This is a genomic window from Cupriavidus sp. 22TCCZM01-5, assembly GCF_057798915.1.
The window spans coordinates 53,515-77,692 of the sequence record NZ_JBYOJR010000001.1 but is presented as its reverse complement, the minus strand read 5'-3'; the positions used below and the strand labels follow the sequence as shown (position 1 = coordinate 77,692).

Genomic DNA, 24,178 nt, shown 5'->3' with positions numbered 1-24,178 from the left:
AAAGGTCACGAACGAGAGGTGTATGAAATGACGCAAGGGCATCCCTTCCCACCGGCACGGCGCTTCGGGCGCGGCCTCGCGGCGTTGGCCGCCGCGGCCATGGCCGCCAGCCTGGCCGCCTGCGCGGTCGGTCCCGACTACCGCACGCCGCCGGCAGACCTGCCGGCCAAGTACGCGCATGCCGTCGACTTTCAGACGCGCGACGCGGCGCCGGCAGCCCCCGCGCTGGATAGCTGGTGGAAAGGATTCGACGATCCCGAATTGACCCGGATCATCGAGCGCGCGCTTGCGCAGAACCTGGACCTGGCCGCGTCGGTGGCGCGCGTCGACCAGGCGCGGGCGGCGGCTGATTTCGCTGGCGCCGCGCTGCTGCCGGAAGGATCGCTATCGGCCAGCGTCGCGCGGCAGCGCCAGTCGCTGGAAAGCCCGCTCGGCAAGCTGGCCAGCGCCCACCCCGGCTTCGAGCGCAACAACACGCTCTATAACGTGGGCGCGGGCGCGAGTTGGGAGATCGACGTCGCCGGCGGCCTGCGGCGCGGCTCGGAGGCCGCCGGCGCCGAAGCCCAGGCCGCCGAGGCCGAACACATGGGCGTGCGCGTACTGGTGGCCGCCGAAGCCGCCGACGCCTACTTCCGCGTGCGCGGCGCGCAGCAGCGCATCGCCATTGCGCAGCAGCAGGTCCAGACCAATGCGCGGCTGCTGGAGCTGGTGAAGCTGCGCCTGGCCGACGGCATCGGCGCCGAGCGCGAACGGGCACAGGCCGAAGCGCGGCTCGCGCAAACCCGGGTGACCATCCCGCCCCTGCAGATCGAGCTCGACACGCAACTCAACCGCCTCGACGTGCTGATGGGCGCGGTGCCCGGCACGTATGCCGCGGAACTGGCTGCGTTGGGTCCACGCACTGTGGTGCCGCAGATTCCGCTGGCGCAGGGCCCGGCAGCGCTGCTGGAGCGCCGACCCGACGTCATCGCGGCCGAACGCCGGCTGGCGGCGTCGAGCGCGCGCATCGGCGTGGCCACGGCGGAGTATTACCCCAAGCTCTCGCTGTCGGCGCTGCTCGGTTTTGAAAGCCTGTCGGCGGGCAAGATGTTCACCGCGGCCACGTTCCAGCCGGCGGCCATGGCGGGCCTGCGCTGGCGCCTGTTCGATTTCGGCCGCGTCGATGCCGAAGTGGCCCAGGCGCGCGGCGCCAATGCCGAGGCGCTCGCCGTCTATCGTAAGGCGATGCTGCGTGCCACCGAGGATGTGGAAAACGCCATCGTCACGCTGACCCAGCTGGGACTGCAGAGCCAGGACCTGGCCGTGGAGGTCGATGCGCAGGCACGGTCACGCGGCGCGGCGGAAGACGCCTACAAAGGCGGCGCAGTCAGCCTGTTCGAAGTGCTTGAAGAAGACCGCCAGCTGCTGGCCGCGCGCGACCAGCAGGCACGCGTGAGCGCCGACAACGCACGCGCCGCGGTGGCCGCGTTCCGCGCGCTGGGCGGTGGCTGGTAACCGCCGGGAGCGTGACGGCCGGCCAGGTCAGCTGCTCTCCGCCTGCTCTGCGGCGGGCTGCGACGAAAGGTATGCCGCAGCATCCGCCAGGCGCCGGCGCACGCCTTCGCCGGCGGCCGGCCCCGGGGCAATGGCATGGCGCGCCAGGTCTACCGGCGCACCACTGGCGGCATCGACCAGCACGGGCTCGACCGGCTGCCCGGTCGCCTTGTCGACAAGCTGCACGCTCACGCCCTCAGGCGCGAAATGCTTGTTGCCCCAGGCAAGCATCGCCAGCATCACGGGCTGGAAATCACGCCCGCAGTCGGTCAGCACGTATTCGTAGCGCGGCGGCCGCTCGGAATACTGGCGCCGCTCAAGCAGCCCCTCCTCCACGAGCCCGTTCAGGCGGCGCGTCAGCATGTTCGGGGCGATATCGAGGTTCTTCTGGAACGTATCGAAGCGTGTGGCGCCGTAGAACGCCTCGCGCAGGATCAGGATGCTCCACCACTCCCCGACCCGCTCGAGGCTGCGCGCGATCGGGCATTGCATGTCCCGGAATGTCTTTCTTTGCATAAGGCTGGAATCACTGGCGGGCAGGCAGCTGCCCCGGTCCGATTGATCCTACTGCCGCCACTTTAATCATGCAAGCGACCGGCGGACGGCTCAATCTATCTATACATAGTTTATGTTTTCATATAATATAAGCCACGCAACTGTAGCCATCCTATGAACCAGCCCCATCCCGATATCGACCTCAGCATCATGCAAGCCGCCGCGACCCAGGCGTGTGCCTTGCTCAAGGTGCTGGCCAATCCCGATCGCCTGCTGCTGATGTGTCGTCTGTCCCAGGGCGAACTGCCCGTTGGCGACCTGGAGGCGCAACTCGGCATCCGGCAGCCAACGCTGTCGCAACAGCTTGGCGTGCTGCGCGAGAACGGCCTGGTGGCCACGCGCCGCGACGGCAAGAACATCTACTACTCGGTGGCGAGTGCGCAGGCACTTGCCGTCATGGGTGTCCTCTATGAACAGTTCTGTGCCAATCCCGATCCGGAGCCAACATGTTGATTGACCTTGCCAGCTTCACGCCCGGCCTGTCGCTGGCCGGCGGACTCATCATAGGGGCGGCGGCAGCCGTGCTGGCGCTATGCAACGGACGCATCGCGGGCATCAGCGGCATCCTTGGCGGCCTGCTGAACCTGCCGCGCCGCGACATGGCATGGCGCCTTGCCTTCCTTGCCGGCCTCTTCGCTGCCCCGGTACTGGCCGGTCTGCTTGGCAGGCCGGCCGTCGCGGACATTCATGCGCGCTGGGGCGAGATCATGATCGCCGGTTTCCTCGTGGGCCTTGGCACCCGCTATGCCAGCGGCTGCACCAGCGGCCATGGCGTGTGCGGCATCTCGCGCGGCTCGGTCCGCTCGCTGGTCGCCACGCTGACCTTCATGGCGGCGGGATTCCTGACCGTCTTCGTGCAACGGCACCTGATCGGAGGCTGAGATGACAGTCGTTACCGCATTGCTGGCAGGCCTGCTCTTCGGCATTGGCCTGATGGTTTCCGGCATGGCCAATCCGGCCAAGGTGCTGGGCTTTCTGGACCTCGCGGGAAGCTGGGATCCGTCGCTGGCCTTTGTGATGGCGGGCGCAATCGTCATCGGCTCGGTCGCCTTCCTGGTGGCCAGGCGCCGCAAGCGCTCGTTGCTCGGGCTGCCCATGCAGTTGCCGGCCAGCACGGCCGTGACACTGCGCCTGGTGCTTGGCAGCGCGGCGTTTGGCGTCGGCTGGGGCCTGGCCGGCTTTTGCCCGGGGCCGGCGCTGGTGGCGCTTGGGGCTGGTTATCCGAAGGCCGTTGGCTTCGTGGCCGCGATGGTGGCCGGCATGGCCGTGTTCGAGATCGCCGAGAGGACAGCATCCAGCCTGCGGCGAGCCTGAGCGCGCCCTGACCTTGCCTGGTGATTGCGCCAGATCAAGAGCCGATGGCCGGCAAGGGACGATAGTGGTTCAACAACCTCCGCCTCACTGGCGAACGCGTGCCGGGCGGCGGAAACATCCCGCAACTCACCCACCGATCTCACATTGTCCTGGAGCCTGCCATGCAAGCAAATGTTGGAACCGTCGACCGGGTTCTCCGGATTGTCATTGGCCTGGCCTTGATTGTCCTTGCCGCAACCGGGAGCATAGGTGCCTGGGGATGGATTGGCATCCTGCCGCTCGTGACGGGCATCGCGCGCATCTGCCCGGCCTACAGCCTTCTGGGCGTGAAGACATGCCGGGCATCCCGGCCCGACGCCAGGTAGGTTCGCGCCTGTTGGCCTTCGGGAAATCCTGAAAGTCCCGGACAAAAAACAACAGGGGCCCCGCGCAAGCGGGGCCCCTGAACATTTAGCGGCAGCTTCCTGCTGCTGAAAGGACGCTGCCCCGGCTTACTCCACCGTCACCGACTTCGCCAGATTCCGGGGCTTGTCCACATCGGTGCCGCGCGCGCATGCGGTGTGGTACGCCAGCAGCTGCAGCGGCACCACGTGCAGGATCGGCGACAGGTCGCCATAGTGCTCGGGCATGCGGATCACCTGGATGCCGTCCGTCGACTGGATGTGCGTGTCGCTGTCGGCGAACACATACAGGCGCCCGCCACGCGCGCGAACTTCCTGGATGTTGGACTTGAGCTTTTCCAGCAGCGCGTCGTTCGGGGCCACGGTCACCACCGGCATCGCCTCGGTCACGAGCGCCAGCGGCCCGTGCTTGAGTTCGCCCGCGGGATAGGCCTCGGCATGGATGTACGAGATCTCCTTGAGCTTGAGCGCGCCTTCGAGCGCAATCGGGTAATGCTTGCCGCGGCCCAGGAACAGCGCGTTCTCGCGGCGCGCGAACTCCTCGGACCACGCGATGATCTGCGGCTCGAGCGCCAGCACTCCATGCAGCGCGGCGGGCAGGTGACGCAGGTTGGCCATGTCCTTGGCCTCGGCCTCTTCGGAAAGGAAGCCGCGCACCTTGGCCAGCGCCAGCGTCAGCATGTACAGCGCCGCGAGCTGCGTGGTGAAGGCCTTGGTCGAGGCCACGCCGATTTCCGTGCCGGCGCGCGTGAGGAAACGCATTTCGGTCTCGCGCACCATGGCGCTGGTCGCCACGTTGCAGATCGAGAGCGTGTGGGTATGGCCCAGCGCGCGCGCATGACGCAGCGCGGCCATGGTGTCGGCGGTCTCGCCGGACTGGGAAATCACAACCACCAGCGCGCGCGGATTCGGTACGGTCTCGCGGTAGCGGTACTCGCTGGCCACTTCGACCTGCGTCGGGATCTTGGCGATGCTTTCGAGCCAGTACTTGGCCGTGCAGCCCGAGTAGTAGCTGGTGCCGCAGGCCAGGATCAGCACGCTGTCGATGTCGGGGAAGACCTCCGCCGCCCGGTCGCCGAACAGCGCCGGCGAAATGCCATCGATCCCTTCGAGCGTGTCGCCGAGTGCGCGCGGCTGCTCGAAGATTTCCTTCTGCATGAAGTGGCGGTACGGACCAAGGTCGACCGTGGCGGCATGCGCCTCGACCACGCGCACCTCGCGCTCGACCAGGTGGTCGTGGCCATCGCGAATGGTCACGCCCTCACGCGTGACTTCGACGACATCGCCCTCTTCCAGGTAGATGATGCGGTTGGCGGTGCCGGCCACGGCCAGCGCGTCGGACGCCAGGAAGGCCTCGCCGTCCCCCAGCGCCACCACCAGCGGCGAGCCGGCGCGCGCGCCGACCACGCGCTCGGGCTGGTCCTTGGCGAACACGGCGATGGCGTAGGCGCCGTGCAGGCGCTTGGTCACGGCCCGCACCGACGCGAACAGGTCGCCGCGTGTGGCGCTGCTCGGGTAGCTGTAGGCCTGGTGGATCAGGTGGGCCACGACCTCGGTGTCGGTCTGCGACTCGAAGCCATAGCCAACCGCGCGAAGTTCCTCGCGCAGCGGCTCGTAGTTCTCGATGATGCCGTTGTGCACCAGCGCGATGGTCTCGCCGGACAGGTGCGGGTGCGCGTTGACGGTGTCGGGCTTGCCGTGCGTGGCCCAGCGCGTATGCGCCACGCCGGTGGTGCCGGCCAGGCCCGATGCCTGCGTCTGGGCATCCAGATCCGCCACGCGCGACACGGTGCGTGCGCGCTCGACAGAGGCCTCGCGCACCACGGCCACGCCGCAGGAGTCATAGCCGCGGTATTCCAGGCGGCGCAGGCCTTCGATCAGGACCGGAACGATATTGCGCGTGGAAACCGCGCCGACGATGCCACACATGCTGTACCCCCGTGGTCGGCGCCGACACCGGCGCCTGTTTTCAATCCCGGCGGCAGCCGTTGCTGCCGCGCTGGTACGGCCGCAACCGCTGCGGCCCCGTCTTGTGTTGCCCGATGGCCGCCTTGCGCGGCGGCCGCACTCACTGCTTACTGCTTCGGCTGCTTGACCGGCCGCTGCCAGGTCGCGACCGTCATCTGCTTGGCGCGCGACAGCGTCAGCTTGTCGGCCGGCGCTTCCTTGGTCAGCGTGGTGCCCGCACCGATGGTCGCGCCGCGGCGCACCGTCACGGGCGCCACCAGCTGCGTATCGGAGCCGATAAAGACATCATCCTCGATCACCGTGCGGAACTTGTTCGCACCGTCATAGTTGCAGGTGATGGTCCCGGCGCCAATATTCACGCGCGAGCCCACCGTGGCATCGCCCACATAGGCCAGATGGTTGGCCTTGCTGTGCGCCGCGACCTGCGAGTTCTTCACTTCGACGAAGTTGCCGATATGCACGTCCTCGCCGAGTTCGGTACCCGGACGCAGCCGCGCATAAGGGCCGATGCGGCCATCCGCGCCGATCTTCGCGCTGTCGATATGGCAGAACGGCTGAACCTGCGCGCCGGCACCGATGGTGGCATTGCGGATCACGCAGTTGGCGCCGACCTGCACGCCGTCGCCCAGGTGCACACGGCCTTCGAACACGCAGCCGACGTCGATCGTGACGTCGCGGCCGCAGCTGAGCTCGCCGCGCACGTCGATGCGCGCCGGGTCCGCCAGCGTCACGCCGGCTTCGAGCAGGCGCTGGGCCTGGTTGCGCTGGTGGATGCGCTCCACCTCGGCAAGCTGGACCTTGCTGTTGACACCAAGCGTCTCCCACAGCGCCGCGGGCTGTGCCGAGACGATTTCGACGCCTTCGGCCGCCGCGCGCTCGACGGTATCGGTCAGGTAGTACTCGCCCTGGGCATTGTCATTGCGCAACGTGGACAGCCAGCGGCGCAGGTGGCCGGTCGGACACACGATGATGCCGGTATTGATCTCGCGAATCGCGCGGACGGCCTCGCTGGCGTCCTTCTGCTCGATGATCCGGACGATGCTGCCCGCCGCATCGCGCACGATGCGGCCGTAGCCGGTGGGATCCGGCATCTCGACCGTCAGGACGCCGAAGCGGGAATCGCCGGCTTCATCGACCAGCGACTTGAGCGTCGCCGCCGTGGTCAGCGGCACGTCGCCGTAGAGAACCAATGTGGGCAGGCTGTCGTCCAATTGAGGAAGTGCCTGCATCACCGCATGTCCGGTCCCGAGCTGCCGGGCCTGCTCGGCAAAGGTAACGTCGTCGGCAGCCACGGCCTCGCGCACGTGGTCCGCGCCGTGACCGACCACGACAACCAGCCGCGACGGCGACAAGGTGCGTGCCGTATCGATGACATGAGCGAGCATCGGCCGCCCGGCAACCGGATGCAGGACCTTGGGCAAATCGGAATGCATCCGCTTGCCCATGCCAGCGGCGAGAATGACGATATTCACAAGGAGACCCCTTGGCGCGTGTATCGGGAAATATATTCTTTAAAGCACCAGCCGTATGTTCGACAACCGGCCTTCGCGAGCCCGGCGGCGCTGGCTTTCGCCCGCTGGCTTTCGCCCGCTGGCTTTCGCCTTTAGCGGAGCCGCCCAAACCGTTGCTAGGACTGGGCTTGCGGGCGGTCGGGCAACCCTGGCAAGATGCGCGGCGATTTTAACATGACGATTTCTGCCCAATACGCCCCTGTTTCCGATTTTCACAATCGTTGGCTATGCCGCTTATTGGCAATATTTGCCACGGCGATCCTTTGCGCCTGCAGCGCGATGAAGACCGGGTACCAGCAGGGCGACCGGCTGGCCTATTGGTGGATCGACCACTATGTCGACGTCAGTGGTGCCCAGGAGCCGTCCACGCGCGATGCCATTGCACGCTTCTTTGCCTGGCACCGGCAGGCTCAACTGCCTGAAATTTCGGCGCTGCTGACCCAGGCCCGCGACCAGGTCCAGCAGCCGGTCAGCGCGCCGGCCATAGCGCAGCTCCGGGAATCCGGCCTGCTTCTGGCCCGTCAGTCATTCGACCAGGCCATCCCGGACGTGGCGGACCTGCTGCTCACGCTGACGCCAGCGCAAATCGACCGGATTGAAAGGAAGTTCGATGAGGGCAACACCAAATACCGCAAGAAGTTCCTGAGCGGCAGCGCCGAGGACCGTGAAGCGGCGCGCTTCAACAAGGTGATGGACTACGCGAAGCTGATCTACGGAAGCTTCTCCGATGAGCAGCAAAAGGCCATCCATGCTGCCATGGGCCCGCTGATGCAAGGCGTCCAGGCGCGCTACGCGGAGCGGCTGCGGCGACAGGAGGAATGGCTGGCGCTGGCGCGCCAGGTCCAGCAGACGCGTCCGCCCAAGGCGCAGGTGGTCGAACTGCTGCGCCGCTATGGCGACCAGTGGCAACACCCGCCGGGCCAGACTCGCGCAGCGAGCTACGATGCCAACAACCAGGCCGGCGTGGCGCTGGCCATGACGATCGCCAACCTCACCACCCCCAGGCAGAAGGCGCATGCCGTGGACCGCTTCCAGAAATGGATCGACGACACCCACAGCCTGATGCGCGAGCGCCAGGGCAACACGGCTCAGGCGGCCAATCCATAGCGCGCGCCCGAAGCCCCAAGGCAAAACGCCCGCGTGAGAACGCGGGCGTTCGCTCGCCGCTGGCAGGATTACTGGGCGCTGGCCTGCGGGGCGGCCGCGGGTGCCTGCCCAGGGCGCTCGAAGCGCACGAACTCCATCCGGTTCTCGTCGCTGCTGCCTGCAAACACCAGCGGCTGCTGCGTGAAGGTGGTCTCACCGAACAGCGAAGCCTCGTCCACCTTGGCCAGGCCCGTGGCCAGCCCGGTGAACGGGAACAGGTCGGTGTCGGCCAGGTGCGACGGCACCACGTTGCGCAGGGACGCGAAGATGTTGTCGATACGGCCGGGGTTCTCGCGCTCCCAGCCTTGCAGCATCTCGCTGACCTTCTTGCGCTGCAGGTTTTCCTGCGAGCCGCACAGGTTGCACGGGATGATCGGGAATTCCATCGCGCGCGCATAGGCGGCGATGTCCTTCTCGGCGCAGTACGCCAGCGGGCGGATCACGACGTGCGCGCCATCGTCCGTGGCCAGCTTCGGCGGCATGGCTTTCATCTTGCCGCCGAAGAACATGTTCAGGAAGAAGGTGTTGACGATATCGTCGCGGTGGTGGCCCAGCGCGATCTTGTTGGCGCCGAGCTCCTTGGCCGTGCGGTAGATCACGCCGCGGCGCAGGCGCGAGCACAGCGAACAGGTGGTCTTGCCCTCGGGCACCTTCTCCTTGACGATCGAGTAGGTGTCGGCCTCGACGATCACGTATTCCACGCCCAGCTTCTTCAGGTACTCCGGCAAGACATGCTCGGGAAAACCGGGCTGCTTCTGGTCCAGGTTCATCGCGATCAGCTTGAAGCGGATCGGCGCGCGCTTTTGCAGCGCCATCAGGACCGACAGCATGGTGTACGAGTCCTTGCCGCCACTCATGCAGACCAGCACGGTGTCGCCGTCCTCGATCATGCCGAAGTCGCCGATGGCCTTGCCGGTTTGCGATTGCAGCCTCGTCTCGAGGCGGTAGAAGTTATTGGAGTGGCTCATGAGACATACCTGATCATTGCGGCCGCCCGGATGAAATGGCCGGACGGCTCGGAAGGGCCAAGATTTTACCCGGGGACGGATCAGCCCTGCTTGATGTGGAAAACTTCCACGCCGACCGAATCGCAGTCCGGGTAGACATCCGGCTTCTCGGTCGACACGCGCACGGCGCGCACCTTCGGGTGCTTGAGCATGGCACGGGCCACGTCGTCGCACAGCGTTTCCTGCAGGTGCACGTGGCCCTGCGCCATGCGCTCGGCCACGGTGTTGCGCATGAAATCGTAGTCGACCACTTCCTCGAGCTTGTCGGCCTGCGGCGTGCTCGCGGCCAGCGGCACGAACAGGTCGATATTGATCAGCACGCGCTGCTCGCCCTTCTTCTCGAATTCGTGCACGCCGATATTGATCTGGACTTCGTAATTACGCAAGAACATGCGGCGGCAGTCTTGCAGGCTGGGATGGGTAAGGGCGGCGAGCATGGTCATGGCAGGCGGGAAAGGTAATTCGGGAGGGAGGTCTGCCGCGCCAGTGCGATGGCGCGGCAGCTGGGTCACATCATTCGGTCAGGAACATCACGTCGCGCGCCAGCGGCATCAGGTGCTGGCCACCGTCGACGTACAGCGTGGTGCCGGTCACGGCGTTCGCGCGCGCGAGGTAGGCAACGGCCTGGGCAATGTCCTCGGGGGTCGACGACTTGCCCAGCGGCGTGACACGGTGGGCGCGGCGGAAGCTCTGTTCCGACTGCTCGCCCGACACCAGCGTGATGCCGGGCGCCACGCCCACCACGCGCAGGCGCGGGGCGAAGGCCTGCGCCAGCTGCACCGTGGCGGTCTGCAGCGCGGCCTTGGACAGCGTGTACGACAGGAAATCCGGGTTCAGGTTGTCCAGCTTCTGGTCGAGCAGGTTGATCACCACGCCACGCGGATCGGCGGCGGCCGCATCGGCGCTCAGTGCCTTGTACATCTCACGCGCCAGCAGCAGCGGCGCCGCCACGTTGGTGCGCATATGCGTGTCCAGCGACGCATATGAGAAGCTGGTGGCAACGTCGTACTGGAACAGCGAAGCGTTGTTGACGAGGCAGATCGGCACGCCAATCTCGGCGGTGCAGTCAGCGATCAGCTTCGCGGTGGCGGCTTCGTCGGCCAGGTCGGCCTGCAGCACCGCCGCGCGGCGGCCGATGGTGCGGATCCGGGCAGCCAGCGCTTCGGCCTCGTCGCGCGAGCGGTGGCAGTGCACGGCCACGTCCCAGCCTTGTGCGGCCAGTTCGAGCGCGATGGCACGGCCAAGCCGGCGCGCGCCGCCGGTGACGATGGCCACGCCATGCGCCGCTGCGGCTTGCGTCCGGGCCGGTGCGCCGGCAGGTTGATTCGATTCGGGCATTGCTACAATCGAGGCATGCAGAAAGCCGTTAGTTTACCCCTTCCCCCCGCCGATGCGCTGGCCGCCTCCGACTCGCTGGCCACCCTGATCGGCGAAAGCATCGATGCGGCCGGCGGCTGGATCGGCTTCGACCGCTACATGTCGCTGGCGCTGTACGCGCCCGGGCTGGGCTACTACAGCGGCGGCGCCGCCAAATTCGGGCGCGATGCGCGCGACGGCAGCGATTTCATCACCGCGCCGGAACTGACCCCGTTCTTCGCCCGCACGCTCGCGCGCCAGTTCGCGCCGCTGCTGGCCCAGGGCCTGCCGCGCATGCTCGAATTCGGCGCCGGCACCGGCCGCCTGGCGGCCGACCTGCTGCTGGCGCTGGAACAGGAAGGCCAACTGCCCGAGTCCTACGGCATCGTCGAACTGTCGGGCGAACTGCGCGCGCGCCAGCAGGACACGCTGGCCCGGCACGCGCCGCACCTGGCGCCGCGCGTGCAGTGGCTGGACACGCTGCCCGAGCGCTTCGAGGGCATCATCGTCGGCAACGAAGTGCTGGACGCGATGCCGGTGCGCCTGTTCGCGCGCACGGGCGGCCGGTGGCATGAACGCGGCGCGGCCCGCTCCGTCACGGGCGATGACAGCACCGCCGCGCATGCCTTCACGTTCGAAGACCGGCTGGTTCCCGCGCACGACATCCCCGATGCGCTGCACGCCATGCCGGGCGACCACGACATCGTCACCGAAACCCATGCCGAGGCCGACGGCTTCGTGCGCGCCGTGGGCGCCATGCTGGCACGCGGGGCAGCGTTCTTCATCGACTACGGCTTCCCGTCCGGCGAGTACTACCACCCGCAGCGCAGCGGCGGCACGCTGATGTGCCACTACCGCCATCACGCGCATCCGGACCCGTTCCTGTATCCGGGGCTGCAGGACATCACGGCGCACGTCAACTTCAGCGCCATCGCGCATGCCGCCGTCGATGCCGGCCTGGCCGTGGCGGGCTTCACCTCGCAGGCGCGCTTCCTGATGAACGCCGGTATCACCGACCTGCTGATGACGCTGGACCCGTCCGACACGCGCGCCTTCCTGCCGGCCGCCAACGCCGTGCAGAAGCTGCTGTCCGAAGCCGAGATGGGCGAGCTGTTCAAGGTGATCGCGCTGACCCGCGGCCTGGACGACAGCGAGCCGCTCGCCGGCTTTGCCCGCGGCGACCGCTGCCACACGCTCTGAGCCATTGCCGCCATGCTGCGCTGGACACTCACCATCTTCCTGTGCGTGGTCGTGCTGTCGGCAGCGCTGCCATGGCTGCAGAAGCTCGGCATCGGCCGGCTGCCCGGCGATGTGCGCTTCCGCCTGTTCGGGCGCGACTACATGCTGCCGTTCGCCTCGACGATCCTGCTGTCGCTGCTGGCGCTAGTGATCGGCAAGCTGATCTAGGCGCGCCGCGACGGCCTGCACGCGCGCCGCGTGCACACGCTCCCTGATCTGGCTGACGTCATTGGCCGCCGCCTTCGCGATGGCTCCGGCGTCGACGCCGGCGGCTGCTTCCAGCGCGGCCAGCAACCACCTGCGCTGCGGGTAGGTGTCGGACTCGAAGCCCTTGCGGCCACGCTTGTCCGCCTCGCACGCAAGCAGCGCATCGGCAAAGCGAGCGGGCTTGCGCAGTGCATCGCAGCGCTCGAGCAGGCGCGTCACCGCGGCAGCGCCGAATTCCAGGCAGCGGTGGATATTGCCGTGCTCGCGCGCCACCACCACCGCCAGGTCACGGCAGTCGTTAGGCACGCGCAGGCGTTTGCAGACCTCTTCGAGCAGCTCGACGCTGCGGCCCTCGTGCCCCAGATGACGCGGCAGCACGTCTTCAGGCGTCGTTCCCTTGCCCAGGTCATGGACCAGCGCGGCGAAGCGCACGGCAAGCGGCGTACCCATGGCGGCGGCGCAGTCGATCACCATCATTACATGCACACCGGTATCGACTTCGGGATGGTAGTCGGCGCGCTGCGGCACGCCCCACAGCCGGTCCAGCTCGGGCAGCAGGCGCGCGAGCGCGCCGCACTCGCGCAGCACCTCGAACATGCGCGACGGCCGCGCCTCCATCAGCCCGCGCGCGAGTTCCTGCCAGACGCGCTCGGACACCAGCGCATCGACCTCGCCGGCGTCCACCATCCTGCGCATCAACGCCACGGTCTCGGGTGCGACCGTGAACTCGTGGAAGCGTGCGGCGAAGCGCGCCACGCGCAGGATGCGCACCGGATCTTCGGCAAACGCATCGGAGACATGGCGGAACTGCCGCGCCGCCAGGTCGCGCTGCCCACCGTGCGGATCGATGACGGGGCCGACCAGGTTGCCATCGGCATCGACCGCGCGCGCCATCGCGTTGATGGTCAGGTCGCGCCGGACCAGGTCGTCCTCGAGCGTGACATCGGGCTCGCAGTAGAACGCAAAGCCCTTGTAGCCCATGGCGGTCTTGCGCTCGGTGCGCGCCAGCGCGTACTCCTCTTTCGTGCGCGGATGCAGGAACACCGGGAAGTCCTTGCCGACCGGCTTGTAGCCGGCGGCTTCCATCGCGGCCGGGGTGGCCCCCACCACGACATAGTCGCGGTCCTGGCTGGGCTTGCCCAGCAGTTCGTCGCGGATTGCGCCGCCGACGGCGTACACCTGCATTGTCTTGGTCTCGCTATGGTGCGCCGCCGATGCGGCGCTCAGTGGTTGATGATAATCGCGTCGGCGCGCTCGGGCGCCAGCCGATATGGCTCGTCGTCAGCCAGGAAGTCGCGTTCTTCGTGCGCACCGGCGACCCATTCCTGCATGGCCGGCAGCGCCAGCATGAAGTCCGCATACGCCTTGGCCGCATCGGGCAGGTGGATGCCATACGTCGCAAACCGGCTGACCACCGGCGCGAAATACGCGTCGGCGATCGTAAAGGCGCCGAACAGGAACGGCCCGGCATCGCCATGGCGCGCGCGCAGGTCGGTCCAGATCTGCGCGATGCGGTCCACCTCGCGCTGCACCGCCACGTTCCAGCCGCGCCCGGGCAGTACCGCGGTCACGTTCATCGGCAACTGGTTGCGCAGGTTCGTGAAGCCGGCATGCATCTCGGCGCAGATCGAGCGCGCATAGGCGCGCTCGGCGCGGCCGGCGGGCCATAGCGCCTTTTCCGGAAAGCGCTCGGCCAGGTATTCGGCGATCGACAGGCTGTCCCACACCTGAATGTCGCCGTCCACCAGCACCGGCACCTTGCCAGCCAGTGAATACCGCGCGATCTCGGCGGCGAAGCTGCCGACGAACAGCCGTACCTGCACTTCTTCGAAATCAATGCCGGCATGGCGCATCAGCAGCCACGGGCGCAGCGACCAGGACGAGTAATTCTTGTTGCCGATGACAAGCTTCATCGCAGGATCCTTGGGGGGCGGGATGGGAAGAGGTTGCCGGACAGCATGGCGCCGCTTGCCCGGGAACCGGCGCGCCAGCATGCTGCGGCGCCGAATCAGTCATTCTGCCAGCGCAGTGATGCGCCTCAAAGCGAAAAGCGCTCGCAACCGCTGTGAATCCTGGTCACAAGCGCCAGCGCGGATCAGCGATGCACGCTTGCCCGCATGACCGTGAGCTGCGCGTCCCGGTTGCGGCCGGACAGTACGTCGGTCATCACGGCTTCCAGTCCGACAGGTTGCAGGCCAAGCTCGCCGGCCATCGGTTCGTGCAGCACATTGTCGAGCTGCATCGAATCGAGGTTGTCGCGCGAGAGCAGCGTGTCGCCGGGCATGTGCTCCATCACCGCGGCCTGCACCCGCGCCAACGCGTCGGGCAGCGCAATCACTGGGCGCGGGTGGCCCGACGCGCGCCCGGCAAAGCGCACCAGCTCTTCCAGCGTGTAGACCTGCGGTCCGCCCAGGTCATAGCCGCGGCCGATGGTCGCCGGCGTGACCATGGCATTGACGAAGGCCTGCACCACATCCTGCACGTAGATGGGCTGGAAGCGCGCGTGCGCGCAGGCCAGCGGCACCACTGGGGCCATTTCCTGCATGTGTGCGAACAGGTTGAGGAAGTGATCGTCCGGGCCGAAGACCACGGAGGGCCGCATGATCGTCCAGTCCAGGCCGCTGCTGCGCACGATGCGCTCGCCGTCCCCCTTGCTCCGTAGGTACATCGATGGACCGTTGCTGTCGGCCCCCAGCGCGCTCATATGCACCAGGCGGCGGACGCCCGTACTCAGGCACGAGGCAACCACCTGCCTCACCATCTCCACATGGGCCGCCGCGAATTCCGGGCCATACGGATCGCCGCGCTCGCCGTGCAGCACGCCGACGAGGTTGACGACGATGCCGTCCGTGCCGAGCGGGCCGATCGCATCGTCGAGCGCCGCATTGTCGGCCAGCCCCAGTTCGGCCACCTCGACACGCGGCAACAGCAGCAGGTGCTGCGCATGCTCCACGTTGCGGGTGCCGATCACGATGCGCTCGGGCGCGATGGGGGAATCCGGATTGGAGCCGGGCTCCAGCGGCGCGCCGGAGGCCGAGGCTGCGCCGGCCAGCCGGGAAGCAAGATGGCTGCCGATAAAGCCGGCGCCGCCGACGATCAGGACATTGCTGGTCTGCATGGATGCCTCCGTGCAAGGAAAACGGCACGCGGCGGCAGGCCAGTCATGGCACGCGCCCCGAAGAGACGGGGCGCGCACCCGGTCAGGGCAGGCTGGTGGTAGTCACCGCCGACGGTGCAACCTGGCCCAGGCGCGCCTTCAGCGACTGGGGCCGGCCACTCATCAATGCAGCATAGTACGTAGCGTTGGAAAGCACATTCTTCACATACGTGCGCGTTTCGTTGAACGGAATGGTCTCGGCGAAGATGGCGCCTTCGACCGGGCGCGACAGCGTGCTGCGCCAGGCCTTGGGTCGTCCCGGGCCGGCGTTGTAGGCCGCCGACGCGAGCGTCCAGGAGCTGTCCAGGTCGGTCAGCACCATGCTCAGGTAGTTGGTGCCGAGCAGGATGTTGATGTTGGGGTCACCCATCATCGACGGCGAGAAGTCCGCCATGCCGATCTTGCGCGCGACGTACTTGGCCGTGGCCGGCATCACCTGCATCAGGCCATGCGCTCCGGCCGACGAACGCGCGCCCATGATGAAGCGCGATTCCTGGCGGATCAGGCCGTAGGCCCACGCCATGTCGAGGCCGACGTCGTCGGTGGCGCGCTGCATGATGTCGCGGTAGGGCATCGGGAAGCGCAGCGTGAAGTCATGCTCGGCGCGCGTGCGGTCCGCGGTATTGACAGTGCGGTCCAGCAGCTCGATCCGGCGCGCGTACTCGGCCGCTGCCAGCAGCTCGCGGTCGTTCATGCCGCGCAGTTCCCAGTTCCATTCACGCGTGCCCTCGAAACGCAGGTTCAGGTTGTAGAGCTTCTGCGCGCGCTGGAAGCCCGCGCGGCTGCGCATGGCCATGGCCTCGGCATCGCTCACCGTGGTGCGCGCCGGCAGCGTAATGCGGTTGCCCAGCTCTTCGCTGGCCAGCTGGCCGTAGAAGTTGAACTGGCCGGCGATCTGCTGGTACTGCTGCTGGGCCTCGGCGTCGCGGCCGTCAGCCTTCAGCGAGCGGCCGTACCAGTACGTCCAGGCCGGGTCCTTGGCGCGCAGCTCGGGGCGCATCATCTCGATGGCCTGCCGCACCTGCATCCAGTCGCCCTGGCGCAGCGCCGCGCGCACGCGCCATTCCTGCGATTCGTCGGACAGCCACTGGTTGCCGCCCAGGTCCATCTGGCGGCGGTAGTAGCCGGCGGCTTCCGGCAACAGCTTCTTGGCCGCATACTGGCCGATCACGCCCCAGGCCGCGCCCTGCTCGTCGCGCGACAGGGTGCCGGCGCTGGCGCTCAGGTAAGCCGCGGCCTGCGACGGGTCATTGCGCGCCATCTTGACGATGGTCGCCAGTGTGTCGCCGTCCATGCGCGCATCGGGCACCGTGGCCGCGATCCGGCCGGCCAGCGTGACCAGGTTCTGCTCCAGCGCCTGGCGCGCCTGGAAAGCGACATCGCTGCGCTGGATCTGCTGGCTCTGCACCAGGTAGCCGATCAGGTCGACACAGCCTTCGCCGTAGTAGCGCACATCATTGAGCACGTTGCGCGAGTCGGCCGCCACGTTCTGGCCCTTGAGCGCGCGCGACAGCAGCGCGTAGCACTCGACCTGCGTGTCGTCCTTGAGCACGAACTGCGGGTACTCCGCGTCGAAGCTGCCCCAGTCGCGCCGCTTGCCCAGCACCAGCAGCCAGTCGTTGCGCATGCGATCGGCAATGGCGTCGCCCTTGTAGCGCTGCAGGAAGGCGCGCACCTGGTCGTCGGGCGCGTCGATGCGCGCCAGGCCGCTGCTGTCGAACATCTGCGGCTTGATGCGGAAATACTCGACGTACGACGGGATCGTGTAATCCACCAGCGTCGCCGAGATCGCATAGGCGCGGTCCGCATCGTTCCTGCGCGCCGCTTCGCGCAGCGCGGTGAACGCGTCGTCCGGGTCGGACGGAATGACCGGCGGCTGGGGCGCGCGCGCAGCCGCCGGCTGCGCGCGCTTTTGCGCCAGCGCGGGGGTGGCAAGCAAGGCACACGCCACGGCGACCCATGCGGCCCGGCCGGCACGCCGCAGATATACTCCCTTCAGCATTCTTTGCTTCCTTGTCGTTGACGCCAGGCCGCGCCGCCCATGCCGGGGACATCGCCCCGCATCCGCGCAGCCGCCGTCAGTGTTGGTTTGTTCGCAGACATTATCCCACGCCATGTCAGCCGCTCATCCGCCTTCGCCACCACCTGGCACCGGCGCCGAAGAAGACCGCCGGGCCCTGCGCACGCGCTTGCTCACGCAGCGGGCCTCTGTGCCCGATCGCACCGGCGCCGAGGCCCGCATCGCCGCCAGCCTGCTGCCGCTGCTCGAACGGCTGGCGATCCGCTGCCTGGGTTTTTACTGGCCCATCCAGCAGGAATTCGATGCGCGCGCCGTCGTGACGCGGTGGCTGGCGGCGGACCCCGGCCGCCACGCCGCGCTGCCGGCAGTCAGCCGCCCCGGCGTGCCGCTCGACTTCCATCTGTGGACCCCGCAGACGCCGATGACCAAGGGGCACTACGGCATTCCGGTACCGGACGGCACCGACGCGGCGCAGCCCGATGCCTTGCTGATTCCCTGTGTCGGTTTCAGCCCCGAGAAGTTCCGCCTCGGCTACGGCGGCGGCTTCTACGACCGCACGCTGGCCGCGCTGCCGACGCCTCCAGTCGCCATCGGCATCGGCTTCGAGGCCTGCCGCATCGCGCTGCGAGCCCAAGAGCATGACTTGCCGATGGACTGGATCGTCAGCGAAGCCGGCGTGTTCTGACGTCAGGACTAACGGTGAAATCGCGCGAGCCTTGAGGCCCTGTTCCACCCATTCCGCCTCATTCCGCGCGCACCAGCTCGTCCACGAGCGTGCGCATGCAGCGCCAGTGCGAACCTTCCCAGAACACGCGCCGGCACCGATCGCAGGTGACAAAGCGCTCATGGCGCTCAAGCACGGCCGGCGGCACGCGCCCCGCCACGGCCTCGCGCGCCACACGCTGCAGCGGCACGTTGCAGTCCAGGCATAGCGAGAATGGCCGCGCGCTGCGGGCGAGGTCGAGCCGGCTGAAGATCTCGCGCACCTGGGGCGTGGACTTGATGGCGCGCACGTAGCAGCCATGGGTAATGCCACGGCGCTTGAGCAGCTCGCGGTCGCGCGTCAGCACGATGCGGTCTTCCTGCGCGGCGATGCGCTCGATCTCGCTGTCTTCGAAGTGGTTGTCGTAGAGGGTATCGAAACCCATCATGCGCAGCAGGTGTGCCAGGCCGCCCAGGTGCGCATCGGCCACGAAACGCATGACCCGCAGCGGGTAGGCGCGTACCCGCAGCAGCGGGGAGACATCAAGGCATTCGAACTTGGGATAGACCGAAACGCGGTCGCCATCGCCGAGCATGCGGTCGAAGCCGGACGATTCGCCATTGACGAGGATGAGTTCCACCTCGGTATGCGGCACGCCGAGCGCCTCGATCATGTGCTTGACCGTGGCGGCGCGCGCGCACGGGCACGACAGGTCACGCCCGCGCTGGTCCGGCGCAAGGAAGTCGTTCAGCTCCTCATAGAAGCGGAAGGTGGCGGTGACCATGGCGGTGAGTATGACACCGTTGGCACCGTGTCGGCACTCAGCGCATCTGGTTCGCGAGCCGCAGCGCCGCTTCCACCGCCATCTGCGCCCATGGCGTCATCGCCGCCGGAGATTCCAGGCATTCCGGCGGGAGCGCCAGGTAGTGGCGCAAGGTCACCTCGCCTCTTGACGAGGCATAGCGGAATGCACGGCTGCCCTCGGCCTCGAAGCGCGCCAGGGTCTTGTCGTCGGCCTTGAGATAGCACTGCCCGTCGCTGACGAGTGCGAACATCAGCCCGTCGTAGAACAGGCCGTGCCCGCCGAACATGCGGCGCGCGGAGATCGTGCCGATGCGCGCCGCCAGCGGCCCCATCAGTTCGAGCAGGTGCTCGACGAAAGGATCGGGACGGCGCGCGGCCACGCTCAGAGCTTCAGGCGCTGCCAGATCGCCTTGGTGGCGCCGGCCGCGTTGAGCGTATAGAAATGCAGGCCCGGCACGCCGCCGGCCAGCAGGCGCTCGCACAGCGCCGTGACCACGTCCAGGCCGAACGCGCGGATCGACTCGCGGTCGTCGCCAAAGCCCTCGAGCCGCTTGGCCACCCAGCGCGGCACTTCGGCGCCGCACATCTCGGAGAAGCGCATCAGCTGCGAGTAGTTCGTGATCGGCATGATGCCCGGCACGATCGGCACGTCCACGCCCAGCGCGCGTGCGTCATCGACGAAGCGGAAGTACGCGTCGGCGTTGAAGAAGTACTGTGTGATGGCGGAGTTCGCGCCGGCCTTCACCTTGCGCACGAAGTTCTCCAGGTCGTGGCGCGGCGACTTGGCCTGCGGATGGTATTCCGGGTAGGCCGCCACTTCGATCTGGAACCAGTCGCCGGTCTCGGCGCGGATGAACTCGACCAGCTCGTTGGCGTAGCGGAATTCGCCGATCTCGCCCATGCCCGACGGCATATCGCCGCGCAGCGCGACGATATGGCGGATGCCGCCGTCGCGGTACTGCTGCAGGATCGCGCGGATGCTCTCGCGCGAGGAGCCGACACACGACAGGTGCGGCGCGGCCTCGATGCCTTCGCGCTGGATTTCCAGCACGGTATCGAGCGTGCCTTGCTGCGTGGTGCCGCCGGCGCCGAACGTCACCGAGATGTACTTCGGGTTGAGCGGAGCGAGCTGGGCGCGCGTGTTGCGCAGCTTCTCGACGCCCTCCGCCGTCTTCGGCGGGAAGAATTCAAAGCTGTAGTAGCGGTCTTGCATGATGGTGGCGCGCCGCGTTGGCGCGGCGCGCATGGTAGGACCCGTGGCAGCGGATGGCCGTCAGGCCGTGCGCTCGCCCAGCAGCAGGCTGGACAGCAGCCACGAGATCACGCTGTACAGGATGGAGCCCAGCAGGGCCGCCCCGAAGCCGCCGACCGAGAAGCCCGACAGCAGGTTGCCGACGAACAGGAACAGCAGCGCGTTGATCACGAAAATGAAGAGCCCCAGCGTCAGCACCGTTACCGGCAGCGTCAGGATCACCAGGATCGGCCGGATCAGCGTATTGACCAGGCCCAGCACCAGTGCCGCCAGCATCGCCGAGCCGAAGCTCTTGAGGTGGATCGACGGCAGGATATACGGCAGCACGAACAGCGACACGGCGTTGATGATCCAGACGATCAGCAGTCTCATAACGGCTCCTTGAACGGACTCTGTTGGCGGTGTACCTTCCCTCTTCCGCAAGCGGGAGAGGGAAGTCTCCCTGCGATCAGTAACGGTAGTGGTCGGCCTTGTACGGGCCTTCCTTCTTCACGCCGATGTAGGCGGCCTGCTGCTCGGTCAGTTCGGTCAGTTGCGCGTTCAGCTTCCTGAGCTGCAGGCGCGCGACCTTCTCGTCCAGGTGCTTGGGCAGCGTGTAGACGCCCACCGGGTACTTGCCGCTGTCGCGTTCCTGCCAGAGCTCGATCTGGGCGATGGTCTGGTTGGCGAACGAGCTGCTCATCACGTACGACGGGTGGCCCGTGGCGCAGCCCAGGTTCACCAGGCGGCCCTTGGCCAGGATGATCAGCTTCTTGCTCGGCTTGTCGCCAACTGCGGGGAACTTGACGTGGTCGACCTGCGGCTTGATCTCGTCCCACTCGTACTTCTCGATCGAGGCGATGTCGATCTCGTTGTCAAAGTGGCCGATATTGCAGACGATGGCCTGGTCCTTCATCTTGGCCATGTGCTCATGCGTGATGACGTGGTAGTTGCCGGTGCAGGTGACGAAGATATCGCCGTGCTCGGCGGCGTAGTCCATGGTCACCACGCGGTAGCCTTCCATGGCGGCCTGCAGCGCGCAGATCGGGTCGATCTCGGTCACCCACACCTGGGCCGACAGCGCGCGCAGCGCCTGGGCGCTGCCCTTGCCCACGTCGCCGTAGCCGGCGACCACGGCGATCTTGCCGGCGATCATCACGTCGGTGGCGCGCTTGATGCCGTCCACCAGCGATTCGCGGCAGCCATACAGGTTGTCGAACTTGCTCTTGGTGACCGAGTCGTTGACGTTGATGGCCGGGAACTTGAGGTCGCCCTTCTGCGCCATCTGGTACAGGCGGTGCACGCCCGTGGTGGTTTCCTCGGTCACGCCGCGGATGGCGGCCAGGTTGCGGCTGTACCAGCTCGGGTCCCTGGCCAGCTTTTCCTTGATCGCGGCGAACAGGAAGGTCTCTTCTTCGCTGCCCGGGTTGGCGATCACCGAGGCGTCCTTCTCGGCCTTGGCGCCCAGGTGCAGCAGCAGCGTGGCATCGCCGCCGTCGTCCAGGATCATGTTCGGGGTGCCGCCGTCGGCCCAGTCGAAGATGCGGTGCGTGAAGTCCCAGTATTCCTTGAGCGACTCGCCCTTGAACGCGAACACGGGCGTGCCGCCCGCGGCGATCGCGGCAGCGGCGTGGTCCTGCGTCGAGAAGATATTGCACGAGGCCCAGCGCACGTCGGCGCCGAGCGCCTGGAGCGTCTCGATCAGCACGGCGGTCTGGATCGTCATGTGCAGCGAGCCGGCGATGCGAGCGCCCTTGAGCGGCTGCGCGGCGGCGAATTCGTCGCGGATCGCCATCAGGCCGGGCATCTCGGTCTCGGCAATGGCGATTTCCTTGCGGCCCCAGCCGGCCAGATTGATGTCGGCGACGAGGTAGTCTTGCTTGAGGTCGGTCACGGCGTTCATGTATCACTCCCGGTGAAGAGTGGACGACGGTGACGGGCGGGAAATCAGGCCGCGCTCCCGATATGCAGGATGCTGCATGAAGCGGGCGGATAGGTCGACTCGCCACCGTGCGAACCACGGATCAGCGAGCGCCGTTGAAGACAGTCCGAGCCTGGCGGAGGGCATGTTACGCCACGATCCGTTGCAACGCTCCTCGGAGTGGCGGTATTGTAGCCTGCCCGGCGTCCACTCGCACAAGCGCCGCCGGCTTTTTTTCGGCCCACTTTTCGACATGACTCCGACACCACCCCGCACCCTCACCATCGCAGGTTCCGACTCGGGCGGCGGCGCCGGCATCCAGGCCGACCTCAAGACGTTCGCGGCGCTCGGCTGCTTCGGCATGAGCGCCATCACCGCCATCACCGCCCAGAACACGCTGGGCGTCACCGGCGTGCATGCGATTCCCGCCGCGATGGTGGCGGCGCAGATCGACGCGGTGGCGAGCGATCTTGGCGTCGATGCGGCCAAGACCGGCATGCTGGGCACCGCGGCCATTGTCGAGGCCGTCGCCGCCGCGGCGGATCGCCACGGCATCCGCAAGCTGGTGGTCGATCCGGTGATGATTTCCACCTCGGGCGCGACGCTGTCGGATGACGCGACCAGCCAGGCCATGGTGCGCCTGCTGTTCCCGCGCGCCGTGCTGGTAACGCCCAACCTGCCCGAGGCCTCCTACCTGCTGGGCCGGACGATCTCGAGGCGCGCCGAGATGGAACAGGCCGCCGCCGACCTGATCGTGATGGGTTGTCCCGCGGTGCTGCTCAAGGGCGGACACCTCGACGATGACGGTCCGGCGAGCGCGAACGGCGCGCTGGACGACCTGCTGATGCTCGCCGATGGCACCGTGCGCGTGTTCACGCATGCGCGCATCGACACGAAGAACCTGCATGGCACCGGCTGCACGCTGGCTGCCGCCATCGCTGCCCAACTGGCGCGCGGCGACGCGCTGCAAGACGCCGTTGGCAAGGGGCTGGACTATGTGGCGCATGCGATTGCCGCCGGCGCCAGCCTGAAACTCGGGGCGGGCAACGGCCCGCTCAACCACGCCTTCGCACCGCGCGTGCTGGGCTGAACGGAGCCGACATGGCGCAACTGAACGACATCGACCTGCGCGAGGACCCCGCCGCCGCGCGCTACGTCAAGGACGAAGAAGTACAGGTGGTGTTTGCCGCGGAAGCCGGCGAACTGGCGAGCCGCGAAGGACCCAATCGCTACGGCATTGGCGACGCCATCGTCACCGGCGCGACCGGCGACCGCTGGGTCGTGTCGCGTGAACGCTTCGACCCGAAGTATGTGGCGTTGCCGCCGGCCGCGCACGGCGAGAACGGCCCCTACCGCAACAAGCCGGTGCCGGTACTGGCCCGGCGCATGGAAGAGGCGTTCAGCATCGCCCGCTCAGACGGCGGCGACGTGCTGCACGGCAAGCCGGGCGACTGGCTGATGCAATACGCGCCCGGCGACTACGGCATCACCGAGCAGGCGCGTTTCGCGGCGGTGTACCGCCGCCTGCCGGACTGAATCAGTTGCCGCCGCTGGACAGCGGCACCAGCTTGAACGCCGCGCGCGCGACGCACACCACCGTGCCGGCAGCGTCCTTCACTTCGCCTTCACAGAAGGCAATGCGCGCGCCACGGCGCATGCAGCGTGCCTCGAGCGTCAGCTCGCCACGCGCCGCGGCCAGGAAATGCGTGGACATATCGATCGTGATCACGCCGGTTTCCGTGGGCGCGTGCGAGCGCGCCGCGCCGCTCAGCGTGAAGTCCAGCGTCGCCATCAGCGTACCGCCATGCACGTCGCCGCGGCTGTTCACGAGCTGCGGGTGCGCCGGCAGGCGCGTGCGGCAATAGTCCTCCTCAATCAACTCCGGCTGCAGGCCGAAATAGCGCATCAGCGGGACGTCGATGCCGAAGTAGGGCTTTTCGGGCGTGCCGGGCGCGGCGGGGATGATTTCGGGGACGGCAGGGCTGGACATGATGGAGCTGGAACGCTGGTAGTTGGCCGGGAAAGCTGCACGACATGATAGCGGCGGGGTCGGATTTGGTTCCCGCGGCTGGGCGAATGTCGCACAAATCTTGGGGCGGGTGGGG

At 67.4% G+C, this 24,178-nt stretch carries 27 protein-coding genes and 1 riboswitch; of the genes, 11 read left to right on the top strand and 16 right to left on the bottom strand.

Annotation, left to right across the window (positions count from 1 at the left end; all coding sequences use genetic code 11):
• The first annotated feature begins 27 nt into the window (after nt 1-27).
• Nucleotides 28-1,494: an efflux transporter outer membrane subunit gene (locus AC3FNH_RS00415; protein ID WP_488718708.1), complete on the top strand. Its 1,467-nt coding sequence runs from the start codon at nt 28-30 to the stop codon at nt 1,492-1,494.
• Nucleotides 1,495-1,521: 27 nt separating this feature from the next.
• Here AC3FNH_RS00415 and AC3FNH_RS00410 read toward each other — a convergent pair whose 3' ends face one another.
• Entirely contained in the window at nt 1,522-2,025 is a 504-nt protein-coding gene (locus tag AC3FNH_RS00410; RefSeq protein ID WP_488718707.1) for a winged helix-turn-helix transcriptional regulator, read from the bottom strand.
• A gap of 177 nt (nt 2,026-2,202) precedes the next feature.
• On the opposite strand from AC3FNH_RS00410, the gene AC3FNH_RS00405 reads away from it, so the two are divergent.
• From AC3FNH_RS00405 to AC3FNH_RS00390, 4 genes are all read left to right on the top strand, one after another.
• Entirely contained in the window at nt 2,203-2,541 is a 339-nt protein-coding gene (locus AC3FNH_RS00405) for an ArsR/SmtB family transcription factor (protein WP_488718706.1), read from the top strand.
• On the top strand, nt 2,535-2,969 hold the full coding sequence (locus AC3FNH_RS00400) for a YeeE/YedE family protein (protein ID WP_488718705.1): 435 nt from the start codon (nt 2,535-2,537) through the stop codon (nt 2,967-2,969). Before AC3FNH_RS00405 ends, AC3FNH_RS00400 begins: the two co-directional genes overlap by 7 nt.
• Before the next feature lies 1 nt (nt 2,970).
• Complete coding sequence (locus AC3FNH_RS00395) at nt 2,971-3,402, top strand: YeeE/YedE family protein (protein ID WP_276099243.1); 432 nt, start codon at nt 2,971-2,973, stop codon at nt 3,400-3,402.
• A 161-nt stretch (nt 3,403-3,563) separates the two neighbouring features.
• Nucleotides 3,564-3,767 (top strand): YgaP family membrane protein, encoded by a 204-nt coding sequence (locus AC3FNH_RS00390; protein ID WP_276099242.1) that lies wholly within the window; start codon nt 3,564-3,566, stop codon nt 3,765-3,767.
• Nucleotides 3,768-3,893: 126 nt separating this feature from the next.
• On the opposite strand, the gene glmS is transcribed toward AC3FNH_RS00390, so the two are convergent.
• On the bottom strand, nt 3,894-5,732 hold the full coding sequence (gene glmS / locus AC3FNH_RS00385; RefSeq protein ID WP_276099241.1) for a glutamine--fructose-6-phosphate transaminase (isomerizing): 1,839 nt from the start codon (nt 5,730-5,732) through the stop codon (nt 3,894-3,896).
• 146 nt (nt 5,733-5,878) lie between these two features.
• The gene (glmU, locus tag AC3FNH_RS00380; protein WP_488718704.1) at nt 5,879-7,243 is read right to left on the bottom strand and encodes a bifunctional UDP-N-acetylglucosamine diphosphorylase/glucosamine-1-phosphate N-acetyltransferase GlmU; all 1,365 of its coding nucleotides are present in this window, start codon (nt 7,241-7,243) and stop codon (nt 5,879-5,881) included.
• 318 nt (nt 7,244-7,561) lie between these two features.
• Between glmU and AC3FNH_RS00375 the strand changes: the two genes are divergently transcribed.
• Complete coding sequence (locus AC3FNH_RS00375; RefSeq protein ID WP_488718703.1) at nt 7,562-8,389, top strand: DUF6279 family lipoprotein; 828 nt, start codon at nt 7,562-7,564, stop codon at nt 8,387-8,389.
• A 68-nt stretch (nt 8,390-8,457) separates the two neighbouring features.
• On the opposite strand, the gene ttcA is transcribed toward AC3FNH_RS00375, so the two are convergent.
• The 3 genes from ttcA to AC3FNH_RS00360 form a co-directional block, all read right to left on the bottom strand.
• Nucleotides 8,458-9,396, bottom strand: a complete 939-nt coding sequence (gene ttcA, locus AC3FNH_RS00370; protein WP_488718702.1) for a tRNA 2-thiocytidine(32) synthetase TtcA — start codon at nt 9,394-9,396, stop codon at nt 8,458-8,460.
• Between the two features lie 80 nt (nt 9,397-9,476).
• Nucleotides 9,477-9,878 (bottom strand): dihydroneopterin aldolase, encoded by a 402-nt coding sequence (locus tag AC3FNH_RS00365; protein ID WP_276099237.1) that lies wholly within the window; start codon nt 9,876-9,878, stop codon nt 9,477-9,479.
• A gap of 70 nt (nt 9,879-9,948) precedes the next feature.
• Nucleotides 9,949-10,773, bottom strand: coding sequence for an SDR family oxidoreductase (locus AC3FNH_RS00360; RefSeq protein WP_276099236.1), 825 nt, complete (start codon nt 10,771-10,773; stop codon nt 9,949-9,951).
• Between the two features lie 15 nt (nt 10,774-10,788).
• Here AC3FNH_RS00360 and AC3FNH_RS00355 point away from each other — a divergent pair, with 15 nt between their 5' ends.
• Together AC3FNH_RS00355 and AC3FNH_RS00350 are read left to right on the top strand one after the other, a co-directional pair.
• The gene (locus AC3FNH_RS00355) at nt 10,789-11,991 is read left to right on the top strand and encodes a class I SAM-dependent methyltransferase (RefSeq protein WP_276099235.1); all 1,203 of its coding nucleotides are present in this window, start codon (nt 10,789-10,791) and stop codon (nt 11,989-11,991) included.
• Nucleotides 11,992-12,003: 12 nt separating this feature from the next.
• Complete coding sequence (locus AC3FNH_RS00350) at nt 12,004-12,198, top strand: DUF2905 domain-containing protein (RefSeq protein WP_276099234.1); 195 nt, start codon at nt 12,004-12,006, stop codon at nt 12,196-12,198.
• On the opposite strand, the gene AC3FNH_RS00345 is transcribed toward AC3FNH_RS00350, so the two are convergent.
• The 4 genes from AC3FNH_RS00345 to AC3FNH_RS00330 all read right to left on the bottom strand — a co-directional run bounded on the left by AC3FNH_RS00345 (nt 12,175) and on the right by AC3FNH_RS00330 (nt 17,396).
• On the bottom strand, nt 12,175-13,422 hold the full coding sequence (locus AC3FNH_RS00345; protein WP_488718701.1) for a multifunctional CCA addition/repair protein: 1,248 nt from the start codon (nt 13,420-13,422) through the stop codon (nt 12,175-12,177). The genes AC3FNH_RS00350 and AC3FNH_RS00345 overlap by 24 nt on opposite strands.
• A gap of 38 nt (nt 13,423-13,460) precedes the next feature.
• Nucleotides 13,461-14,150 carry a glutathione S-transferase family protein gene (locus AC3FNH_RS00340; RefSeq protein ID WP_488718700.1) on the bottom strand — a complete coding sequence of 230 codons (690 nt, stop codon included), beginning with the start codon at nt 14,148-14,150 and terminating at the stop codon, nt 13,461-13,463.
• A gap of 182 nt (nt 14,151-14,332) precedes the next feature.
• Nucleotides 14,333-15,355 carry a complex I NDUFA9 subunit family protein gene (locus tag AC3FNH_RS00335; protein WP_276099231.1) on the bottom strand — a complete coding sequence of 341 codons (1,023 nt, stop codon included), beginning with the start codon at nt 15,353-15,355 and terminating at the stop codon, nt 14,333-14,335.
• An 82-nt stretch (nt 15,356-15,437) separates the two neighbouring features.
• Nucleotides 15,438-17,396: a lytic transglycosylase domain-containing protein gene (locus AC3FNH_RS00330; RefSeq protein ID WP_488718699.1), complete on the bottom strand. Its 1,959-nt coding sequence runs from the start codon at nt 17,394-17,396 to the stop codon at nt 15,438-15,440.
• A gap of 112 nt (nt 17,397-17,508) precedes the next feature.
• Between AC3FNH_RS00330 and AC3FNH_RS00325 the strand changes: the two genes are divergently transcribed.
• Nucleotides 17,509-18,099 carry a 5-formyltetrahydrofolate cyclo-ligase gene (locus tag AC3FNH_RS00325; RefSeq protein WP_276099229.1) on the top strand — a complete coding sequence of 197 codons (591 nt, stop codon included), beginning with the start codon at nt 17,509-17,511 and terminating at the stop codon, nt 18,097-18,099.
• Between the two features lie 58 nt (nt 18,100-18,157).
• Here the strand turns inward: AC3FNH_RS00325 and AC3FNH_RS00320 are convergent, their stop codons facing one another.
• The 5 genes from AC3FNH_RS00320 to ahcY form a co-directional block, all read right to left on the bottom strand.
• Nucleotides 18,158-18,901, bottom strand: coding sequence for a Mut7-C RNAse domain-containing protein (locus AC3FNH_RS00320; RefSeq protein WP_488718698.1), 744 nt, complete (start codon nt 18,899-18,901; stop codon nt 18,158-18,160).
• A gap of 37 nt (nt 18,902-18,938) precedes the next feature.
• Nucleotides 18,939-19,301: a TfoX/Sxy family protein gene (locus tag AC3FNH_RS00315; RefSeq protein WP_488718697.1), complete on the bottom strand. Its 363-nt coding sequence runs from the start codon at nt 19,299-19,301 to the stop codon at nt 18,939-18,941.
• A 2-nt stretch (nt 19,302-19,303) separates the two neighbouring features.
• The gene (gene metF / locus AC3FNH_RS00310) at nt 19,304-20,134 is read right to left on the bottom strand and encodes a methylenetetrahydrofolate reductase [NAD(P)H] (protein WP_276100621.1); all 831 of its coding nucleotides are present in this window, start codon (nt 20,132-20,134) and stop codon (nt 19,304-19,306) included.
• 60 nt (nt 20,135-20,194) lie between these two features.
• Nucleotides 20,195-20,545 (bottom strand): phage holin family protein, encoded by a 351-nt coding sequence (locus AC3FNH_RS00305; protein WP_211954285.1) that lies wholly within the window; start codon nt 20,543-20,545, stop codon nt 20,195-20,197.
• 76 nt (nt 20,546-20,621) lie between these two features.
• Nucleotides 20,622-22,055 (bottom strand): adenosylhomocysteinase, encoded by a 1,434-nt coding sequence (gene ahcY / locus AC3FNH_RS00300; RefSeq protein WP_488718696.1) that lies wholly within the window; start codon nt 22,053-22,055, stop codon nt 20,622-20,624.
• Between the two features lie 119 nt (nt 22,056-22,174).
• Nucleotides 22,175-22,256, bottom strand: a riboswitch (S-adenosyl-L-homocysteine riboswitch).
• 70 nt (nt 22,257-22,326) lie between these two features.
• Between ahcY and thiD the strand changes: the two genes are divergently transcribed.
• Both thiD and AC3FNH_RS00290 read left to right on the top strand, forming a co-directional pair.
• Complete coding sequence (thiD, locus tag AC3FNH_RS00295) at nt 22,327-23,163, top strand: bifunctional hydroxymethylpyrimidine kinase/phosphomethylpyrimidine kinase (RefSeq protein WP_488718695.1); 837 nt, start codon at nt 22,327-22,329, stop codon at nt 23,161-23,163.
• A gap of 11 nt (nt 23,164-23,174) precedes the next feature.
• Nucleotides 23,175-23,609, top strand: coding sequence for a PGDYG domain-containing protein (locus tag AC3FNH_RS00290; protein ID WP_488718694.1), 435 nt, complete (start codon nt 23,175-23,177; stop codon nt 23,607-23,609).
• Nucleotide 23,610: 1 nt separating this feature from the next.
• Here the strand turns inward: AC3FNH_RS00290 and AC3FNH_RS00285 are convergent, their stop codons facing one another.
• Complete coding sequence (locus AC3FNH_RS00285; RefSeq protein WP_488718693.1) at nt 23,611-24,063, bottom strand: PaaI family thioesterase; 453 nt, start codon at nt 24,061-24,063, stop codon at nt 23,611-23,613.
• Nucleotides 24,064-24,178 lie beyond the last annotated feature (115 nt).

What these genes read in the sequence shown, in the direction of transcription:
- AC3FNH_RS00415 (WP_488718708.1), top strand. Translation starts at nt 28, where the DNA reads ATGACGCAAGGGCATCCCTTCCCACCGGCACGGCGCTTCGGGCGCGGC.
- AC3FNH_RS00410 (WP_488718707.1), bottom strand. Translation starts at nt 2,025, where the DNA reads ATGCAATGCCCGATCGCGCGCAGCCTCGAGCGGGTCGGGGAGTGGTGG.
- AC3FNH_RS00405 (WP_488718706.1), top strand. Translation starts at nt 2,203, where the DNA reads ATGAACCAGCCCCATCCCGATATCGACCTCAGCATCATGCAAGCCGCC.
- AC3FNH_RS00400 (WP_488718705.1), top strand. Translation starts at nt 2,535, where the DNA reads ATGTTGATTGACCTTGCCAGCTTCACGCCCGGCCTGTCGCTGGCCGGC.
- AC3FNH_RS00395 (WP_276099243.1), top strand. Translation starts at nt 2,971, where the DNA reads ATGACAGTCGTTACCGCATTGCTGGCAGGCCTGCTCTTCGGCATTGGC.
- AC3FNH_RS00390 (WP_276099242.1), top strand. Translation starts at nt 3,564, where the DNA reads ATGCAAGCAAATGTTGGAACCGTCGACCGGGTTCTCCGGATTGTCATT.
- glmS (WP_276099241.1), bottom strand. Translation starts at nt 5,732, where the DNA reads ATGTGTGGCATCGTCGGCGCGGTTTCCACGCGCAATATCGTTCCGGTC.
- AC3FNH_RS00375 (WP_488718703.1), top strand. Translation starts at nt 7,562, where the DNA reads ATGAAGACCGGGTACCAGCAGGGCGACCGGCTGGCCTATTGGTGGATC.
- ttcA (WP_488718702.1), bottom strand. Translation starts at nt 9,396, where the DNA reads ATGAGCCACTCCAATAACTTCTACCGCCTCGAGACGAGGCTGCAATCG.
- AC3FNH_RS00365 (WP_276099237.1), bottom strand. Translation starts at nt 9,878, where the DNA reads ATGACCATGCTCGCCGCCCTTACCCATCCCAGCCTGCAAGACTGCCGC.
- AC3FNH_RS00360 (WP_276099236.1), bottom strand. Translation starts at nt 10,773, where the DNA reads ATGCCCGAATCGAATCAACCTGCCGGCGCACCGGCCCGGACGCAAGCC.
- AC3FNH_RS00355 (WP_276099235.1), top strand. Translation starts at nt 10,789, where the DNA reads ATGCAGAAAGCCGTTAGTTTACCCCTTCCCCCCGCCGATGCGCTGGCC.
- AC3FNH_RS00350 (WP_276099234.1), top strand. Translation starts at nt 12,004, where the DNA reads ATGCTGCGCTGGACACTCACCATCTTCCTGTGCGTGGTCGTGCTGTCG.
- AC3FNH_RS00345 (WP_488718701.1), bottom strand. Translation starts at nt 13,422, where the DNA reads ATGCAGGTGTACGCCGTCGGCGGCGCAATCCGCGACGAACTGCTGGGC.
- AC3FNH_RS00340 (WP_488718700.1), bottom strand. Translation starts at nt 14,150, where the DNA reads ATGAAGCTTGTCATCGGCAACAAGAATTACTCGTCCTGGTCGCTGCGC.
- AC3FNH_RS00335 (WP_276099231.1), bottom strand. Translation starts at nt 15,355, where the DNA reads ATGCAGACCAGCAATGTCCTGATCGTCGGCGGCGCCGGCTTTATCGGC.
- AC3FNH_RS00330 (WP_488718699.1), bottom strand. Translation starts at nt 17,396, where the DNA reads ATGCTGAAGGGAGTATATCTGCGGCGTGCCGGCCGGGCCGCATGGGTC.
- AC3FNH_RS00325 (WP_276099229.1), top strand. Translation starts at nt 17,509, where the DNA reads ATGTCAGCCGCTCATCCGCCTTCGCCACCACCTGGCACCGGCGCCGAA.
- AC3FNH_RS00320 (WP_488718698.1), bottom strand. Translation starts at nt 18,901, where the DNA reads ATGGTCACCGCCACCTTCCGCTTCTATGAGGAGCTGAACGACTTCCTT.
- metF (WP_276100621.1), bottom strand. Translation starts at nt 20,134, where the DNA reads ATGCAAGACCGCTACTACAGCTTTGAATTCTTCCCGCCGAAGACGGCG.
- AC3FNH_RS00305 (WP_211954285.1), bottom strand. Translation starts at nt 20,545, where the DNA reads ATGAGACTGCTGATCGTCTGGATCATCAACGCCGTGTCGCTGTTCGTG.
- ahcY (WP_488718696.1), bottom strand. Translation starts at nt 22,055, where the DNA reads ATGAACGCCGTGACCGACCTCAAGCAAGACTACCTCGTCGCCGACATC.
- thiD (WP_488718695.1), top strand. Translation starts at nt 22,327, where the DNA reads ATGACTCCGACACCACCCCGCACCCTCACCATCGCAGGTTCCGACTCG.
- AC3FNH_RS00290 (WP_488718694.1), top strand. Translation starts at nt 23,175, where the DNA reads ATGGCGCAACTGAACGACATCGACCTGCGCGAGGACCCCGCCGCCGCG.
- AC3FNH_RS00285 (WP_488718693.1), bottom strand. Translation starts at nt 24,063, where the DNA reads ATGTCCAGCCCTGCCGTCCCCGAAATCATCCCCGCCGCGCCCGGCACG.